13 protein-coding genes and 1 pseudogene are annotated in these 16,661 nt (G+C 63.1%); 9 read left to right on the top strand and 5 right to left on the bottom strand.

What is annotated here, in order from left to right; translation table 11 throughout:
- Nucleotides 1-112 precede the first annotated feature (112 nt).
- From ASE13_RS02465 to ASE13_RS02455, 3 genes are read left to right on the top strand one after another with little or no spacing between them, the layout of a single operon-like run.
- Entirely contained in the window at nucleotides 113-310 is a 198-nt protein-coding gene (locus ASE13_RS02465; RefSeq protein ID WP_056610946.1) for a hypothetical protein, read from the top strand.
- Complete coding sequence (locus tag ASE13_RS02460) at nucleotides 311-2,272, top strand: site-specific DNA-methyltransferase (RefSeq protein WP_056610942.1); 1,962 nt, start codon at nucleotides 311-313, stop codon at nucleotides 2,270-2,272.
- Entirely contained in the window at nucleotides 2,272-5,214 is a 2,943-nt protein-coding gene (locus tag ASE13_RS02455) for a DEAD/DEAH box helicase family protein (RefSeq protein WP_056610940.1), read from the top strand. Before ASE13_RS02460 ends, ASE13_RS02455 begins: the two co-directional genes overlap by 1 nt.
- Nucleotides 5,215-6,114: 900 nt before the next feature.
- Here the strand turns inward: ASE13_RS02455 and ASE13_RS19645 are convergent.
- The 5 genes from ASE13_RS19645 to ASE13_RS02435 all read right to left on the bottom strand — a co-directional run bounded on the left by ASE13_RS19645 (nucleotide 6,115) and on the right by ASE13_RS02435 (nucleotide 9,711).
- Entirely contained in the window at nucleotides 6,115-6,261 is a 147-nt protein-coding gene (locus tag ASE13_RS19645) for a hypothetical protein (RefSeq protein ID WP_200955551.1), read from the bottom strand.
- A gap of 52 nt (nucleotides 6,262-6,313) precedes the next feature.
- Entirely contained in the window at nucleotides 6,314-6,559 is a 246-nt protein-coding gene (locus ASE13_RS02450; RefSeq protein WP_056610937.1) for a hypothetical protein, read from the bottom strand.
- A 562-nt stretch (nucleotides 6,560-7,121) separates the two neighbouring features.
- Nucleotides 7,122-7,907 carry an SDR family NAD(P)-dependent oxidoreductase gene (locus ASE13_RS02445; RefSeq protein ID WP_056610935.1) on the bottom strand — a complete coding sequence of 262 codons (786 nt, stop codon included), beginning with the start codon at nucleotides 7,905-7,907 and terminating at the stop codon, nucleotides 7,122-7,124.
- A 5-nt stretch (nucleotides 7,908-7,912) separates the two neighbouring features.
- Nucleotides 7,913-9,103: a zinc-dependent alcohol dehydrogenase gene (locus ASE13_RS02440; RefSeq protein WP_056610932.1), complete on the bottom strand. Its 1,191-nt coding sequence runs from the start codon at nucleotides 9,101-9,103 to the stop codon at nucleotides 7,913-7,915.
- Nucleotides 9,103-9,711, bottom strand: coding sequence for an SRPBCC family protein (locus ASE13_RS02435; protein ID WP_056610929.1), 609 nt, complete (start codon nucleotides 9,709-9,711; stop codon nucleotides 9,103-9,105). Before ASE13_RS02435 ends, ASE13_RS02440 begins: the two co-directional genes overlap by 1 nt.
- 194 nt (nucleotides 9,712-9,905) lie before the next feature.
- On the opposite strand from ASE13_RS02435, the pseudogene ASE13_RS19120 reads away from it, so the two are divergent.
- From ASE13_RS19120 to ASE13_RS02405, 6 genes and pseudogenes are all read left to right on the top strand, one after another.
- A pseudogene (locus ASE13_RS19120) lies at nucleotides 9,906-10,022 on the top strand (plasmid stabilization protein); the annotation flags it as partial.
- A gap of 14 nt (nucleotides 10,023-10,036) precedes the next feature.
- On the top strand, nucleotides 10,037-10,510 hold the full coding sequence (locus tag ASE13_RS02430; RefSeq protein WP_082596328.1) for a four-helix bundle copper-binding protein: 474 nt from the start codon (nucleotides 10,037-10,039) through the stop codon (nucleotides 10,508-10,510).
- Nucleotides 10,511-10,716: 206 nt separating this feature from the next.
- A complete protein-coding gene (locus ASE13_RS02425) occupies nucleotides 10,717-12,957 on the top strand; it encodes a hypothetical protein (RefSeq protein ID WP_056610926.1) in 2,241 nt (746 codons plus the stop codon).
- A 46-nt stretch (nucleotides 12,958-13,003) separates the two neighbouring features.
- Nucleotides 13,004-13,780 carry an SDR family oxidoreductase gene (locus ASE13_RS02420; protein ID WP_056610922.1) on the top strand — a complete coding sequence of 259 codons (777 nt, stop codon included), beginning with the start codon at nucleotides 13,004-13,006 and terminating at the stop codon, nucleotides 13,778-13,780.
- A complete protein-coding gene (locus ASE13_RS02415) occupies nucleotides 13,777-14,895 on the top strand; it encodes a glycosidase (protein WP_056610919.1) in 1,119 nt (372 codons plus the stop codon). Before ASE13_RS02420 ends, ASE13_RS02415 begins: the two co-directional genes overlap by 4 nt.
- Before the next feature lie 441 nt (nucleotides 14,896-15,336).
- Nucleotides 15,337-16,599: a PQQ-dependent sugar dehydrogenase gene (locus ASE13_RS02405; RefSeq protein WP_082596327.1), complete on the top strand. Its 1,263-nt coding sequence runs from the start codon at nucleotides 15,337-15,339 to the stop codon at nucleotides 16,597-16,599.
- Nucleotides 16,600-16,661 lie beyond the last annotated feature (62 nt).

Raw genomic sequence — 16,661 nt, 5'->3', positions numbered from 1 at the left:
GGTCGGATCGACAGGTGAGCGAAAGTCCGCGCGGCTGCCTCGCCCGCCGGTAGAACCTACGATAACCGTTGCCGGCACCATCGTCGGCGGAAAGGTGCTGCGAAAGCACCGCATGGCCGTAGCCCAGAACATCAACCGCGACACGGTGCTGCCGGCGCTCGGCCTGTCGGCTCCGAAGAAACTCGCGCTTCGGCGTGATGCGCTGAAAAAGCTAATCGGCGACAGGGTGCTGCTGCCGACCGGCGTCATCAATATGGGCCATCCGCTCGTGTCGGCGTGGCTCAAAAACAACGAAAAGAAGAGCAAGTAGATGGCTGACGAGACCAACCCCAGTCCCCGCATCACCCGCGAAGATTCGGCGGCGCACAGCGGCGATGTGGTCGGAGAGAACATCGCAGCCCTCAAGGCGCTGTTCCCGTCGATCGTCACCGACGGAAAGGTCGACTTCGACGTGCTGCGCCAGTTGCTCGGCGACTCGGTGGAGGAAGGCGCTGAGCGCTATGGCCTCAACTGGAAGGGCAAGGCCCGCGCCCGCGCCTACGCGTTGACCCCCAGCTTGGGGACGCTGCGCCCGGCGAAGGAGGACAGCAAGGATTGGGATACGACGAAAAACATCGTCATCGAAGGCGACAACCTCGAAGTGCTTAAGCTGTTGCGCAAGAGCTATGCGGGGAAGATCAAGCTGATCTATATCGACCCGCCGTATAATACCGGCAAAGACTTCGTATATCCGGACAATTACGCGGACAGTCTCTCGAATTATGAAAAGCTTACCGGTCAGCGCGGCGCAGAGGGTGCGCGGCTGATGAGTAACAAGGATACTAGCGGCCGTTTCCACGCTGACTGGCTCACCATGATGTATCCACGTCTCATGCTAGCGCGAGATTTGCTGAGAGACGATGGCATATTGATGATTAGTGTGGACGACTACGAGTATGAGCGTATCGCCCTCGTAGGGGCCGAGTTGTTTGGCGAAGACGCGCATATCGGAACACTTGTTTGGAAGAGAAAAGCTGGCGGCGGTGACGACAGCGATCATATCGCTGCAGAGCATGAATACATCGCGGTTTTTGCCAAAGACCAATCGCGCGCGGGAATAGCCAATATTCTGCATGAGAGCCCGGCAATGACCGCTAAGTATAACCGATCCGAAAATGGGCGTAGGTATTATTTAGAGAGACTTGATAAGACTAGTTTGACTTATAACTCTTCGATGGACTTCGAGATCAATGCTCCTGATGGATCCCCCATCTCTCCTCCTCAGCCGAACGCTGACAACCCGACGACAATCTGGCGGTGGGGAAAGGAGGCTGTTGAGACCCGTCGAGATGAATTAACCTTCTTGAAAGACCGTGACGGTGAGTGGCGCGTATACACCCGAACTTGGGAGTCGCTCGACGGCGTTACTCCTCGCAGCCTCATGGCAGAGAAAACTCACGGTCGGAATCGAGACGGAACGCAAGAGCTAGAGGAGCTTCTCGGACCGAAAGTCTTCCCTAATCCTAAACCAACTAAGATGTTGTCACATCTTTTACAGATAGGTGCGGGAGGAAAGAATGATATCGTTTTAGATTTCTTTGCTGGGTCTGGTTCTACAGCGCACGCTTTGATGTTGAAAAATGCTTCTGATAATGGTCAGCGCCGCTTTATCATGGTGCAGTTTCCTCAGGTTATTGAAACTAGTAATCCGAAAACACTGCCTGCCCGTAATTTTCTCGATAAATTGGGGAAGCCGAGCAATATTGCCGAGCTGACTAAGGAACGCCTGCGCCGCGCCGGTGCGAAGGTGAAGGGGGATGCTGCTGGCGCTGAGGTCGATACCGGCTTTCGTGTCTATAAGCTAACCACCTCCAATCTAAAGCCGTGGCAGCCCGGCGTGGACCTTGCCGCCGACCTGATCGGAGCAACCAGCAACGTTCTGCTGGGGAGAACCGAAGATGATCTCCTCGTTGAGCTCCTGCTCAAGACCGGCATCGACCTAGCGTTGCCAAGTGAGATGCGGACGATCGCGGGGTTGACTGTTCACTCGCTAGGCGGCGGCACGCTGATCGCCTGCCTTGCTGACATTCCGGCGGGCAAAGCACGCGAACTGGGCGACGGTATCGCCGATTGGCTCAAGACACTAGCCCCGGCAGCGCCAACAACCTTCTTTTTCAAGGACAGTGGCTTCGACGCCGGCGGCAACCGTGCCGCTGAAGCGCGGGCCAACCTCGCAGCGACGCTTCGCCAGCGATTGGGCGACGAGGCGATCGAGAAGCTGGGCGCCATCTGATGAAGTTCGTCTTCGAAAGCGACCTGCCCCACCAGCGCGCCGCCATCGACGCGGCGATTGGCGTGTTCGGCGATGCCACTGCCGGCTCGCAGGCTACCTTCACCGTCGCTCCGCTGGAGATCGCCGGTCAGATGGAGCTGGCGGAAAAGGGCGTAGGCATCGGTAACGTCTGCTCGTTGGAGGGCGACGACTGGCTTCCTCATATCCAGGCGGCTCAGCAGGCGAACGCTCTGGAGCCGGACGCAGCCTTCGGCGGTGCGGACTTCACCATCGAGATGGAGACCGGCACGGGCAAAACCTACGTCTACCTCCGCACGATCATCGAGCTGAACCGCCGCCACGGCTTCACCAAGTTCGTGATCGTGGTCCCGTCGGTCGCGATCCGCGAGGGCGTCAAGAAGTCGATCGAGCAGACCCGCGAGCATTTCGCGAGCCAGTTCGACGGCGTGCGGTTGAAGGACTTTGTCTACGACCGTGGCAAGCTGGGCCGCGTGCGCGAGTTCGCAACCGCCGCCGACATCCAGGTCATGATCGTCACCATTCAGTCGATCAACAGCGCGAATAATGTCTTCTACGACCCTAACCAGGAAGCGCTGGGCGACCAGGCCGCGGCCGAGTGGGTCGCGAAGACACGGCCGATCCTGATCGTCGACGAGCCGCAATCGGTCGAGGGCGGGTTGAAGGGCGCTGGTCGCAAGGCGCTCGCCGCCATGAACCCCCTCGCCATGTTCAAATATACTGCGACGCCGGTGAACGTGGTGCACACACTCTATCGGCTCGACGCCTTTGACGCCTTTCAGCTGGGATTGGTCAAGCGGATCTGGGTCGATGGCGCCAGCATCCGCGATGCGACGAACAGCTCTTTCGTCCGGCTGATCGACGTCGAAGCACGCAAGGGCCACGCGCCGCGCGCGCGGATCGGGATACACAAGCAGTTCGGTGCCGGGCCGAAAGCCGAGCAGGTCTGGGCGCACGAAGGCGACACGCTCGAGGAGCTGTCCGGGGGGCGCGCGCTCTACGCCGGCCTTGAGGTCGGCCACCTCGATGCCGGTGCGAAGACGATGCAGCTGATGCTGCCAGGCGACATTTGCACGATGAGCCGCGGTGAGACGTTCGGCGACGATACCGGCGACAGTCTGGCTGCGGCGATGATCGCACGCACGATCGAACATCATTTCCGCACCGAGCTTCGCAACCGCCCGCTCGGCATTAAAACGCTGTCGTTGTTTTTCGTGCCCTCGGTTGCGGACTACCGCATCTATACCGACGAGGGCCCGAAGAAGGGGCCGCTCGCCGAGGTCTTCGAGCGCGAATACCGCAAGCTGGCCGCGCGGCCCGAGTTCAAGACGCTGTTCGTCACGACGCCGCCCGACGCAGCGGCAGCGCACGGCGGCTATTTCAGCCAGGACAAGCATTCGGTGACGCCATTCGAGGACAAGGAATTCTCGATGAGCACCGGTGACGACAAGGTTGAGGAACGCACCTTCGACCTGATCATGCGCGATAAGGAAAAGCTCCTCGATGAGGCGGTCCCCTTGCGCTTCCTGTTCAGCCATTCGGCGCTGCGCGAGGGCTGGGACAACCCCAACGTCTTCCAGATCTGCGCGCTGCGCGAGATGGGTAGCGAGCGTTCGCGGCGCCAATCGATCGGTCGCGGGCTGCGCCTTCCAGTGGACGATCATGGATTGCGCCGGCGAGACGAAGGGATCGCGCGTCTCACCGTTATCGCCGACACGGATTACGCGACCTTTGCCGATGAGCTGCAGACCGAGCTCGAGAAGGAAACCAAGCGCCCGTTCGGCCGCGCCAGCGTGGAGGTGCTCGCCAAGCTCTACTACCCGGTTGCTGGGGCGAACGAACCGCAAGTGCTGGGCGTGCAGGAAGCCCGTGCCGTATTCGCGGGCTGGGAGGAAGCTGGGCTGGTCGATGGGCTCGGCCGGGTCACCGACGCCATGCGCGAGGCGGTCGCTGCGAAGAATGTACCTTTACCGCAGACGCTTTCCCCGGAGGCCAGGATAGCCGTGACAGCCCTGGCCGAGCGGCTTACGGCGAACCTGATCCACAACAGCGAGAGCAGGGTCCTCGTGGAGCGGCGCGAGGAGTTGATCGCCTCCGATGCATTCCGTGACCTGTGGGCGAAGGTGTCGGCACGCACGCGCTATCGTCTCGATTTCACTGACGAAAATCTGATCGCGAAGGCGGTCGAATATCTCCAAAAAATGCCCGACCCGGCGACCGCCCGCGTCACCTGGGCAAGCGCGGAACTGATCATCGCGCGCGACGGGGTCGATACGAAGAAGGGCACGATTGCGGCGCCCCGGCACATCGGCGGCTTCACTGGCTCAATGCCGGACATCCTATCCGAATTAGCGGCACGCACCAACCTGCCGCGCAAGATCATCGCCCAGATTCTGATCCAGTCCGACCGGCTTAATTGGGCCAAGGATAATCCGTCCGCGTTCGTCGAGCTAACGCACAAGGCGATCACTCTAGCTCGGCGGGACGTGCTCACACGAGGCATCACCTACGAAAAGACGGGCGAGCACTTCGAGCAGATTCTGTTCGAGCCGTTTGAGGCGGACGCCGATGACCTCGTGCCCGTGGATCGCAGTCCGATGACTCATGTTCGAGTCGATTCAAAGACCATCGAGCGGCCAATCGCGGAGACGCTGGACAAAGCGGAGCCAGTTGGCGTGTTCGCCAAGCTCCCGCCCGACTTCAAGATCGACACGCCGCTTGGCCGCTACAACCCCGACTGGGCCGTGGCCGCCATCGCCTCCAGGATGCACCTCGTCTCGGAGTCGAAGAGCGATTTCACCACGCTCCGTGATGATGAAGAGGCCAAGATCCGGTGTGGTGAGGCGCATTTCAAAGCGCTGGGCGTTGAATACGTGAAGGCTGTGTCGGCGGAAGAGATTCTAGAAGCGCTGGTTGAGGACTGACCTGTTCCCAGCTGTCGCTGGACACGGGTCGTCTGTATCAGCTGGCGCCCTACGGATTAGGCAACATGCTGAGTAAGCCACGGGGTGAGTGTGGTCGCGTCATTTGGGGCCCGTATCGCCTGTGCGCCGAGATGTGCAGCCCGCCGCGCTTCTAGCGCCGCAGCATAGCCTCCCCCGGGGCGCAACTCGATTATCTCGCGCTGGATGCGGTCCTCGCCCACGTCCGCGCGGGCGTCGTGCAGTTGCCGCCAGCGGGCGAGCCGCAGCGCGGTCTGACGACGTCACTCTCGCGCAGGGCCGCGAACCTCGGATAAGCGACCCCTGCTATCGGGGTAAGATGTTCCGGATCGGAATAGCTCAATCTCGGGGCTAAGGCGGTCATTCGTGCCAGCGCAATCCATGGCATCGCTGACCTGATGTGGGGAAAAGTGTGGGGTAGGCGAAACCTGCTCACCAAATCTCGCTGCGATTATAGATTGCTAGCTTAGATCCAGAGATTTCTCCCGGGGATTTTTGGTATTGGAAAGCCGAATGTGGTAATCTTCGTATCTCCGCGGTTTTCACGGTCCTTAATGCTGGGACATATGACGAGGCGCAATCGCTATGCAGCCGCGCACCAGAATGGACTAAATAGTTCCAAGCACCTGTTGGTACTTGTGTTGGTATCTACGCCGCCTAGGGTAAAATATCACTCAAATACAGTGCTTTGACTGGGTGCTCCCAGTCCTCTTCTGACCATAACCCTATCCTGCGATATTCGCGGATGGGGCTAAGCCTCAAGAAAATAGCGAAAAACGTGGATTGGCCATCCATGGCGGTTCGCCTGTATTTGACTCTAACCGCGAGGCTTGGGGGGCCAATTTGGGGGCGCTGAAATCGGCTGGCCCCAAACGGTTTGGCTCAATTTGCTGACGCCTTAAGCGCGTCCAGCCGGTCCGACCACCACTGCATCATCTCGACGCGTTCGTCCCAATAATCAGTGCGGTTGTAAGCCGCCCGGACGGCATTCTTGTCCTCATGGGCCAAGGCGGTCTCGATCGCGTCCATCGACTGGATGATTTCGAGCGCTTGGGAGTTGTAGCATCGAAGAAGATGCGCTTCAGCTCCTCGGACGGCCCCCCCCCCAGTTGACCAACTCGTCGGCGTACGGCCGCAGAATGGCTAGGTTGTCGTGGAGCTCGCCGAGACGCGCGGGCGCAGTGGCAAACACGCCGATCTTCTGCACCTTGAAATCCGGGATCACCGCTTGGGCACGATCCAGCACGACCGCCTTCAGGGCAGCTTGGGCCAGCCGCGGACTGTTGGCGCGCAGGTCGAGGACCGCAGCGACATGGAACTGGGCCATTCAGCTGAGCGAAATCCACCTCCAGCCCGTTACGATCCATCCGCTCCTGCGCGGGCAGCGACGGATCGTCGACGGACCTGATCATCGACTCGAACGCATCGATGCCGCCATCCCACGACCCCGTCGCGAGCGCCACGAGCTTCCGCGTCTCGCTGATGCGAAGATCGATGCCGTCAGGCCCGAAGATCATCAGTCCGATATTCACCCGCTCGCCACGACGACGGTCGGGCATCGCCTGACCTACGGCGTAGTTAAAGATATGATCCATGCCAGGACCGCCCAGAACCGGCAGACCGGCAGAACCTGCCAGAGAGCAACGGCGTCGGATACGGAAGCCGCGCAATCTGCGGGCATGAATCATGCTGGCGTCACCAACATGTGGATTGGTTAGCCTACGCAAAGATGGCGTGCCGGAAGGCACTTCCGGTCCAGGCGCCGCGATAGCGATTGACGTCGGCATCCGGGATCTGCCCGCTCCAGACGCAGCCCTGAATCGCGCCATTGCCGTGACCTCCGGGTGCCGGGCCGCCCTGTGTGCGACCATTTTCGCCGAGCCGTCGCATTATTCCTCGCCGCTTCCCCGTTCGGCCATGCCGCGATGCATCTGGGCGAGGACCGATTGCGGCACGATACCCGACGCCGCCACCTGCAGCTTGTTCGAAAGTCCCGAGACGAGGTGCCCCTTGCCGGCCATCAGCGCGTCCCAGCCGTCCCTGGCGACCTTGGCGGGATCGGCCTTGCCGTCGTCCTGCCCGACTTGGGTGTCGAGCATGTCGGCACGCGCGAAGAACTCGGTATCCGTCGCCCCCGGCATCAGCGTGGTGAGCATGACGCCCTCGACGTCCTTGAGCTCGTTGCGCAGCGCCTCGGTGAAATTGTCGATGAATGCCTTGGTCGCGTTGTACACCGCGTTGAAGCTGCCCGGGATGTAACCGACGATCGAGCCGGTCACCAGCACCTTGCCCTGCCCTCGCGCGACCATGTTCCGGAGCACCTTCTGCAGCAGGTAGACAGTGCCGGTGACGTTGGTGTCGATCGAATGCCGCCAGCTCGCCACTTCCTGTTCGAGGAATGGGCCACCTTTGCCGATGCCTGCATTCGCGGCGAGCAGGTCGATCGCCCGGCTGCCCGCCGCCGCGAGCAGCGTATCGACTCCGTCGATCGTCGCGAGATCGGCCTGCACCGATCGCACCTCGGTGCCGAACTGCTTGAAGTCGGCGGCGGCCGCATCGATCAGGGCCTCGTCGGCGACGACGATCAGGTCGTACCCCTCCTTCGCCGCCAGCGTCGCCAGTTCAAAGCCGATCCCGGTCGATGCGCCGGTGACGATTGCAAGCTTGTCGGCCATTCCGCTTACTCCGCCGCGAGCGCCAGGCCGGGCTTGAGCACGACCTTGGTCACGTCGTTCTGGTTGTCGTGGAACATCTTGTAGCCCTTGGGCGCCTCCTCGAGCGGCAGCGTGTGGCTGATCAGGAAGGTCGTATCGATCTTTCCCTCCAGGATCGCATTGAGCAGCCCGGGCATGTAGTGCTGGACATGCGTCTGGCCGGTCTGGAGCGTCAGCCCCTTCTCCATGAAGGCGCCCAGCGGGAACTTGTCGACGAACCCGCCATAGACCGCCGGCATCGAGACCCGCCCACCCTTGCGGCAGGCGAGGATCGCCTGGCGGATCGAATGGATACGATCGGTGCCGAGGAAGGTCGACGCCTTGACTTGGTCGATGACGTTGTCGACGAAGAAGCCGTGCGCCTCGAGGCCGACCGCGTCGATTACCGCATCGGGGCCGATCCCGCCGGTCATCTCCATCAGCGCCTCATAGGTGGCGCTCTCCTCGAAGTTGATCGTCTCGGCGCCGAACCGCTTCGCCAGTTCCAGGCGGCGCGGGAAATGGTCGATCGCGATCACGCGTTCGGCACCCATCAGGAACGCCGACTGGATCGAGAACAGCCCGACCGGGCCGCAGCCCCATACCGCCACGGTGTCGCCCGGCTCGATCCCGGCATTCTCCGCCGCCATCCAGCCGGTGGGCAGGATATCCGAGAGGAACAGCACCTTCTCGTCCTCGACTCCGTCGGGAACCACGATCGGCCCCACGTCGCTGAAGGGCACCCGGACATATTCGGCCTGCCCGCCCGAATAGCCGCCGGTCATGTGGCTGTAGCCGAACAGGCCCGACATCGGCTGACCGTACAGCGCCTGCCCGATGTCCTGGTTGTCGGCGGGCAGTCCGTTGTCGCACGCCGAATATTGGTGCTTGCCGCAATGATAGCAGGCACCGCACGCGATCGTGAACGGCACCACGACGCGCTGACCCTTTTCGAGCGTCGACTTCGGCCCGGTCTCGACCACTTCGCCCATGAATTCATGGCCGAGGATGTCGCCCGCCATCATCGTCGGGATATAGCCGTCATAGAGATGCAGGTCCGATCCGCAGATCGCAGTCGAAGTGACCTTGATGATCGCGTCGCGCGGATTGAGGATCTCGGGATCGTCGACCGTGTCGACGCGCACGTCGTGCTTTCCGTGCCAGGCCAAAGCGCGCATCAGTTCTTCCCCTCTTCCTGCAGGCGACGGTTGCGCGCGCCCGTGGCGATCTCGCCGGTTTCCATGAGCTGCTTGAAGCGCCTGAGGTCGCGTCGCGCCTGGATGGCAGGCTCGCGCTGGAACATCTTGGCGATCAGCTTGCCGATCGTACCACCGGGCGGATCATAGAGGATCGTTGCGGTGACGATCGTGCCGCGTCCGGCCTGCGCGTCGCGAAAATCGACCCGACCGCTGTTGGGAACATCGGCGCCGGCTTCCGAGGCCCAGGCGATGAATTCCCCATCCTTCTCCTCGGTAACCGCCGCGATCCACTCGACCGTCTTGCCGGCAGGTGCCTTGACCACCCAGTGCGCTCGCCGTTCGTCGAGCATTTCGACGCGTTCGACATTGTCCATGAAGGTCGCGAGATTGGCGAAGTCGCGCCAATAGGCGAACAGCTCGGCGCGGGGTCGGTTGATCGTGACGGTACGGCCGACCAGCGTGTCCGCGTCGCCCTGCCCCGGCTTGTCGATCAATGCCTCGGTCGCGGCATCGACAGCCGCGGCTTCCCGTTTCGAAGTGCTGAGCGGCGCATCGTCCGCGCGCGTGGGGTCGATCGTTTCGGCCATGCCCGGAATCCTCTTTTCGGAGTTCCCGCTTGAACGATGTGCAGCCGCCGTCGTTCCGTACCTTCGACCGGTGCCCGGGTCGAGTCGGCTAAAAAGAAGTCTTTACTTAAAGTAGGTTAAGTACAAGCCGCGTGCCGGAACCCGCGTCCGAATTGACAGTTCAACGCGTGTCGAACCGACCGTGGAGACGATCCGTGCCGCAAGGTGACAAGAGCAGTTACACCGACAAGCAGAAGCGCAAGGCCGGGCATATCGAAGGCTATGCGGATCGCGGCGTCGGCCGGAAGAAGGGCTGGGAGACCCGCCGCAAGCGCGGAAACGCCTGATGTCGATCTCGACGATGCTGGCGCTGCATCCCGACGCCGATGGCGGCGTCAACGAAGCGCTCGCCCTCGCCGCGCGCCACGCGATGTTCTGCGCGCAGATGTGCACCTCCTGCGCCGATTCCTGCTCGGCGGAAGCGATGGGCATGCGCCAATGCATCCGCCTCTGCCTCGACTGCGCCGACATCTGCCAGACGGCGTCGCGGCTGATGGTCCGCCAGACCGGCCGGAATGCGATGATCCTGCGCGCCATGATCGAGCTCTGCGCGCATGCCTGCGAGGCGTGTGCCGAGGAATGCGAGCGGCATGACCACGAACATTGCCGGCTCTGCGCCGCGATGTGCCGCGAATGCGCGCAGGACTGCCGCTCGGCCCTGGCCAGTGTCCAATATGGCTGGGACGCCTCTACCAAGCCGAGGGCTGCACAATCGCTCGGAGGTTCGCACCCGGCCATGAATGATATCGCCTGCGAATAGCGCGCAGGGGAACTCGCATGCCGGGGACGTTTTGCAATGCACGACATTTACAGGGAGAATTTCCATGCCGGATCAGGAGCATACTGACACAATTGCCTTGCCGAAGGCGAACCATCGCAAGGTCGAGGAGCTGCTCGCGCAGGAGAACAGCGCGGGCCTGCCGCCGGCCGGACCGCGCACGCTGAACCTCCAGCCCGCCTGAAGCCATGGACGCCGTTACCCGAAAGCTCGCGGCGGCCCCCGACACGATCGCGGGGGTGACGCCAGGGATCATGCTGCTGCGCGAACAGTTGCGCGACGGCACGATGCGCGAACTGGGCGCGTTCACGCTCGGATCCCGCGCGATCGCGCTCTGTGCCGGCCATGACGCAATCTGGGTGATCGTCCGTCGGAAAGGCCGAGGCGGCCTCGCCATGCGCGCGGCATTCCTGCCGGCGGGCTATCGCGACGCGCGCCTCGTCCGGAAAGACGCCGGTGAGGCGGCGCGGATCGAAGTCGAGAGCGGCCTTGGCGTCCATCGGATCGCGATCGCGCTTCACGAGGGGGCCATTCCGGTGCTGCGCGTGACGACGAGCATCGAGCCGTCGGCGCCCCTGCTGACTTCGTTCGTACCGCGCGATCTCTATCCGCTCGATGTCCAGGACGATCCCCTCGGCGCGCGCGGCACCGTCGAGGCGGCGCAGCGCGGGCTCAATACCGGAGCGATCTATTTCCGGCTCGATGAACCCGAATTCGGCAGTGTGCTCTATTTCCAGAACCTGACTGCGCTGAATCCGTATTTCCAGGAAACCGGCACCAAGCCCGACGGCGCGGTCGGCGGAGTCTGGCCCGAGATCGGCTATCTGCTACCCACGCCACCCCAACAGGGAACGCCGCCGGTAGACCCCTTGCCGGCAGGGCGCGAGATACTGCTGTCGGACGCGCTGCTCGCCTTTCATGACGAAGTCGATGGCGACGAGCGCGACATGGCGCGCCGCTATCTGGCGCTGATGGGCACGATATTGCGGCATATCGACGCGCCCGACACCGAATTCCACGACTGGGTCGATCGGGCCGAACGGTCGCTCAAGGACCTCGCCGGCTCGCCCAAGGCGACGATACGCCATTACGGCCATCGCTATGTCCACCCTTATACCGCGGCGGAATATCCGGATTCGATGGTCCAGCTCTCGGTGCTCGCCGCGATCCGCGACTATGAGGCCTGGTCGGGCGCCAAGACGCCGATCGGCGCAGAGCTCGCCGCCGGGCTCGGCAAATTCTACGATCCCAGGCTCGGTACGATCCGGCGCTATCTCCCCAATGTCGGCAAGGACAAGGACAAGAACGCCGTCGACAGCTGGTATCTCTATCATCCGCTAACGATGCTCGGCCGCCTCGCGCTCGAAGGCGACAGGCAGACGAGACGGCTGTTCGAGAAATCGGTCGATTTCGGCATCAGGGCCGCCCACCATTTCAACTATAAATGGCCGATCCAGTACGATATTCGCGACTTTCGGGTGATCACCGAAGCCCGCGACGACCAGGGGCTCGGCCAGACCGATGTCGGCGGCATCTACGCCTATGTCATGCTCCAGGCGTTCGAGCTGACCGATGACAAGCGCTATCTCGACGAAGCCCGTACCGCGATCGACGCGGCCGAGGGGATGCGCTTCGAGCTCAACTATCAGGCCAATCTGACTGCGTGGGGCGCCGCGGCCTGCATGCGGCTATGGCGGATCACCGATCATGAGAAGTATCTGCGCCAGAGCTATGTCTATCTGGCGAGCTTCTTCCACAATACCGTGATGTGGGAGTCCGAGATCGGGCACGCCCGGCATTATCACAATTTCCTGGGCGTCACTGCGCTCCACGACGCACCTTATATGGCGATGTACGAATGCTTCGACAGCTTCGCCGCGTTCGAACGCTATCTGAAGGACAGCGGCCCCGACCTCGATCCCGCGGTGCGGCTACTGCTCAGCGAATATTGCCGGCATGCGCTCGATCGGGCCTGGTTCTATTATCCCGATGCGCTGCCCGAAGAAGCGGTTTCGCCCGAACAGCGCGAGAAAAACGGCCATGTCGACCGCAAGCTCTCCTTCCCCGTCGAGGATCTCTATGTCGACGGCCAGCAGGCCGGGCAGGTCGGGCAGGAGATATACGGCGCCGGCGCGGCGTTCGTGTTCGCCAGCCGCTGTTTCCATAGCGTTCGCGACGCGCCTTTCAGGATGTTCTGCGATCATTTCCTGCTCGCCAGCGAACGTCCGTCGGAGCGCGCGCTGAGCTTCCAGTTGGGCGGCGGCGAGGGCCGGGAGGCGAGCCTGAGCCTGATTCGCATCGGTCGCGCCAAATTGCCGAGCTTCACGGTGACTACTGCCGATGGCGACCGGATTCGTCCGCGCCACAGCACCGCCGATCGCATCGAATACCGCGTTCCGGCCGATAGCCGCATCACCCTCGCCTGGTGAGGGAACCGACGGCGGCACACGGCGTAACGACTGCAAAGGAGAGCATATGACCGACCTTGCCGAACCGCCCGTCCGCGACTTGTCCGATGCGCATACCGAGCAGCCGGGGCTTTCCGGCAAGCGCGTGCTGATCACCGGCGGCACCACCGGCATCGGCCGGGCGATCGCCATCCTGCTCGCGAGCGAGGGCGCCAAAGTCTTCGTCTGCGGGCGCACCCCCGAGCATCTCGACGACGCGCTAGCGCGCATCCGCGAAGTGGGCGAAGGCGACGGAATCAACATCGATCTTACTCGCCAGGAGGATATCGACCGTTTCGTCGAGGAAGGGGTGCGCTTTCTGGGCGGTCTCGACATCCTCGTGCTCAACGCCGGCCTGCCGATCGGCGCGCTCGAAGAGGCCGAGGTCGAGAACATCCGCTACCTCGTCGACACCAACCTGACTTCCTTCCTCACCACCGGCCGTCGTGCGCTCGATCATCTCGAGGCGGGCAGCGACATCGTCATCATCGGCTCGATGTCCGCGGTCTCCCGCGAGGCCAGCTCGACGGTCTACACCGCGACCAAGACCGGGGTTGAGGCCTTTGCCGACGCGCTGCGCAAGGAGCTCGCGAAGAAGGACATCAAGGTCGGAATCATCGAGCCCGGGCTGGTCGGCACCGACATGCAGCTTCCCGACATTCCGGTCGACAAGCAGCGCGCGATGATCGCCGAGGCGAAGATGCTCCGCGCCGAGGACATCGCCGCCGCCGCCCACTTCATGCTCACGCAGCCGCGGCGCACCGTCGTCTCCACGATGCGGGTGGAGCCCCGCATCGCCGAATGAGCGGTTTCCCCGTCGATCGACTGGTCTTCGGCCCCGACGACGTAGACCTGTGGCGCTCGCCATTGGCCGGGCAATTGGACGCCGACACCTATGTGCTCGGCGCCTTCAATCCGGGGCTGACCCGGCTGCCCAACGGCAATCTCGCGATCTTCGTCCGCGTCGCCGAGGCTTTGCGCCAGCCGATATTCGACGGGCACATCCACGCGATCCGATGGCACGAAGGCAAGTTCGTGCTCGATGCCTGGCCGCTAGAGCTCGTCGATACCTCCGATCCGCGGAAGTTCCTGATCCGGGGTGGACGCTGGAAGGTGATGGCCCTCACCTCTCTGTCGTGGATCCTGCCGGTCGAACTGACACCCGACGGACTCGAGGTCGTCGCGGTGCACTATGACAAGGCGATCGCGCCGCAGGGCAGCTTCCAATGCTATGGCGTGGAGGACGCGCGGGTGTCGAAAGTCGGCGATCGCTGGCTGATGACGACCTGCTCGGTCAGCCCCGAGCGCCATTCCACTACCTTGTACAGCTCCCGGAACGGCCTCGACTTCGCCTTCGAGGACGTGGTGCTCGATCACCAGAACAAGGACATGCTGATCTTCGAGGGGCTGATCGGCGGCAAGTTCTGGGCGCAGACCCGGCCGCTCGGCGATCTCTATTTCGCCTATCCGCCGGGCAGCGAATGGCGCGCCGGCCCTGCGATCAACCTCGCCACTTCGCCCGACGCGCTGCACTGGAAGCCGCATCGCGAGCCCGGCATTCGACCGCACGCCGCAACGATCGCCACCGCACGCATGGGCGGCGGCACGCCGCCGATCCTCACCGATCAGGGCTGGCTGACGCTCTGGCATGGTGTCGAGCCCAAGGAGATCGTCGGCATCTATCGCACCTATTGGTCGATCCTGGATCGGGACGACCCGGCGAAGGTGTTACGGACCGAGCATCGGCCGCTACTGGAAGCGGCGCCTGATCTCACCCGCCCGATCGAGGACAAGATGTATGTCCGGGACGTGGTGTTCACGACCGGGATCGCGGATGTCGGCGACCACTATGTCGTCGCGTCGGGCGAGGCCGATCTCGCGTGCCGCATCACGCATATTCCCAAGAGCGCGTTCGCCTGAATGCGGCGGGAAGACCGCTTTCGCGTATCGCCTCGACGGACCGATTGGGTCGTTGGCTGCCGTTCCGCGCAAAGCTGATCGAATGACGGCCCTCCGGGCTCGCCATCCGCGACCGCCGGAGGCTCAGCGGCCGGCGCAAGAACTCTATTGGCGATTGCTTGACGGTCTGCGCGGCAGGTGGTGGAAGACATTATGAGCCAGAGTCATCGCCCATCTGATAATATGAACACAGTCGCAGCGAGTGCGAAAGCCGAGGCGCGCGCTGCGGAATCTGCGGCAGTCCGGCGCAGGTGGATAACGCTGGGTAAGGTGCTGGCGGTGATCGCCGCAGTGATATCCGGGTTAACCTTGTGGAACGAACCGATCCGGGCGCTGCCGGATGCCGCGTTGGCCTGATCGCGTCTGCCGGGTACGTCCTCCACTCCTGCCGAAGGATCCTCGATGTTGCGTCCTGCCCTGACCGGTCTTGTCCTGCTCTCGCTGGCGGGGTGCGGCTCGTCCGCCAATGACCCGGCACCCAAGGCCGAAAAGGCCTCGCCGCCGGTCAATTACGGCGCGTCGAAGCCCAGTGCGAACAAGCCGTTCAAGACGACGCCTGTCGCGACGTTCGACATGCCTTGGGCGCTTGCCTTCCTGCCCGACCGGACGATGCTGGTGACCGAAAAGACCGGGTATCTCTGGCTGGTCACGCCAGCGGGCGGCAAGACCGAAATCGGCGGCGTCCCCACCGTACATTACGAAGGGCAAGGCGGCCTGCTGTTCGTCGCCACTTCACCCGCGTTCGCGCAGGATCGACAAATCTATCTCACTTATTCCGAGCCGGGCGAGGGCGGCGACGGCCTGGCGCTCGCAAAGGCGACGCTCGCCACGGCGGCGGGCGGACCGGTGCTGCAAAACCTGCGAGTGATCTGGCGCCAGCTGCCGCGTGGCGCGGGCGGACAGTTCGGCGGGTACATCGCCTTCTCGCCCGACGGGCAATATCTGTTCCTCACCTCGGGCGAGCGCCAGCGCTTCGATCCGGCGCAGGACCCAGATCAGGCGCTGGGCAAGATCTTGCGGCTCACGCTCGACGGCAAGCCCGCGCCGGGCAATCCCGGCGCGGGCAAGACCGGATCGACCACGATCGGCGTGATCGATCCGCCCGAAAATACCGGCGCCGCCGCCAAGGCGAAGGCGCGCCAGGTCGCGATCCCCAGCCCCAATTTGACGCCCGCCGAAACTTGGTCGACCGGCCACCGCAATCCCTATGGTCTCGCCTTCGATTCCGAGGGGCGGCTGTGGGAAACCGAGATGGGTCCGCAGGGCGGCGACGAGCTCAACCTGATCGAGCCGGGCAGCAATTACGGCTGGCCGCTGGTGTCGTACGGCAAGAATTACGACGGCACGCCGATCGCCAGGCACCCCACCCGCCCCGACTTCCATGAACCCGCGCTCTATTGGGATCCGGTCATCGCGCCCGCTGGCCTTGCTTTCTACCGTGGCAACATGTTCCCGCAGTGGCGCGGCTCGGCGTTCATCGGCGGCCTCGCATCGACGGCGCTGATCCGCATCGCCTTCACCGGTACGGCCGCGCGGGAGGCCGAGCGCTGGGACATGGGCGCGCGCATTCGCGCCGTCATGGTCGCTCCGGACGGTGCGTTGTGGCTCCTAGAAGATGCCAGCAATGGACGGCTGTTGCGGCTCGCCACCGAGCGCGGCGGTTGATCAAGTCGACCATGTCCGCACGCGTATCACGAAAGCTCCCTATGCTCGGAAGCCTACCTCCC

The sequence above is a fragment of the Sphingomonas sp. Root241 genome, from assembly GCF_001428865.1.
Lineage (GTDB): Bacteria > Pseudomonadota > Alphaproteobacteria > Sphingomonadales > Sphingomonadaceae > Sphingomonas.
Note: the sequence above shows the minus strand (reverse complement) of the source record. Positions and strands in the feature narration are given on the sequence as shown.

What these genes read in the sequence shown, in the direction of transcription:
- ASE13_RS02440 (WP_056610932.1), bottom strand. Translation starts at nt 9,103, where the DNA reads ATGCGCGCTTTGGCCTGGCACGGAAAGCACGACGTGCGCGTCGACACG.
- ASE13_RS02460 (WP_056610942.1), top strand. Translation starts at nt 311, where the DNA reads ATGGCTGACGAGACCAACCCCAGTCCCCGCATCACCCGCGAAGATTCG.
- ASE13_RS02430 (WP_082596328.1), top strand. Translation starts at nt 10,037, where the DNA reads ATGTCGATCTCGACGATGCTGGCGCTGCATCCCGACGCCGATGGCGGC.
- ASE13_RS02415 (WP_056610919.1), top strand. Translation starts at nt 13,777, where the DNA reads ATGAGCGGTTTCCCCGTCGATCGACTGGTCTTCGGCCCCGACGACGTA.
- ASE13_RS02425 (WP_056610926.1), top strand. Translation starts at nt 10,717, where the DNA reads ATGGACGCCGTTACCCGAAAGCTCGCGGCGGCCCCCGACACGATCGCG.
- ASE13_RS02435 (WP_056610929.1), bottom strand. Translation starts at nt 9,711, where the DNA reads ATGGCCGAAACGATCGACCCCACGCGCGCGGACGATGCGCCGCTCAGC.
- ASE13_RS19645 (WP_200955551.1), bottom strand. Translation starts at nt 6,261, where the DNA reads ATGGACGCGATCGAGACCGCCTTGGCCCATGAGGACAAGAATGCCGTC.
- ASE13_RS02455 (WP_056610940.1), top strand. Translation starts at nt 2,272, where the DNA reads ATGAAGTTCGTCTTCGAAAGCGACCTGCCCCACCAGCGCGCCGCCATC.
- ASE13_RS02465 (WP_056610946.1), top strand. Translation starts at nt 113, where the DNA reads ATGGCCGTAGCCCAGAACATCAACCGCGACACGGTGCTGCCGGCGCTC.
- ASE13_RS02405 (WP_082596327.1), top strand. Translation starts at nt 15,337, where the DNA reads ATGTTGCGTCCTGCCCTGACCGGTCTTGTCCTGCTCTCGCTGGCGGGG.
- ASE13_RS02450 (WP_056610937.1), bottom strand. Translation starts at nt 6,559, where the DNA reads ATGGCCCAGTTCCATGTCGCTGCGGTCCTCGACCTGCGCGCCAACAGT.
- ASE13_RS02420 (WP_056610922.1), top strand. Translation starts at nt 13,004, where the DNA reads ATGACCGACCTTGCCGAACCGCCCGTCCGCGACTTGTCCGATGCGCAT.
- ASE13_RS02445 (WP_056610935.1), bottom strand. Translation starts at nt 7,907, where the DNA reads ATGGCCGACAAGCTTGCAATCGTCACCGGCGCATCGACCGGGATCGGC.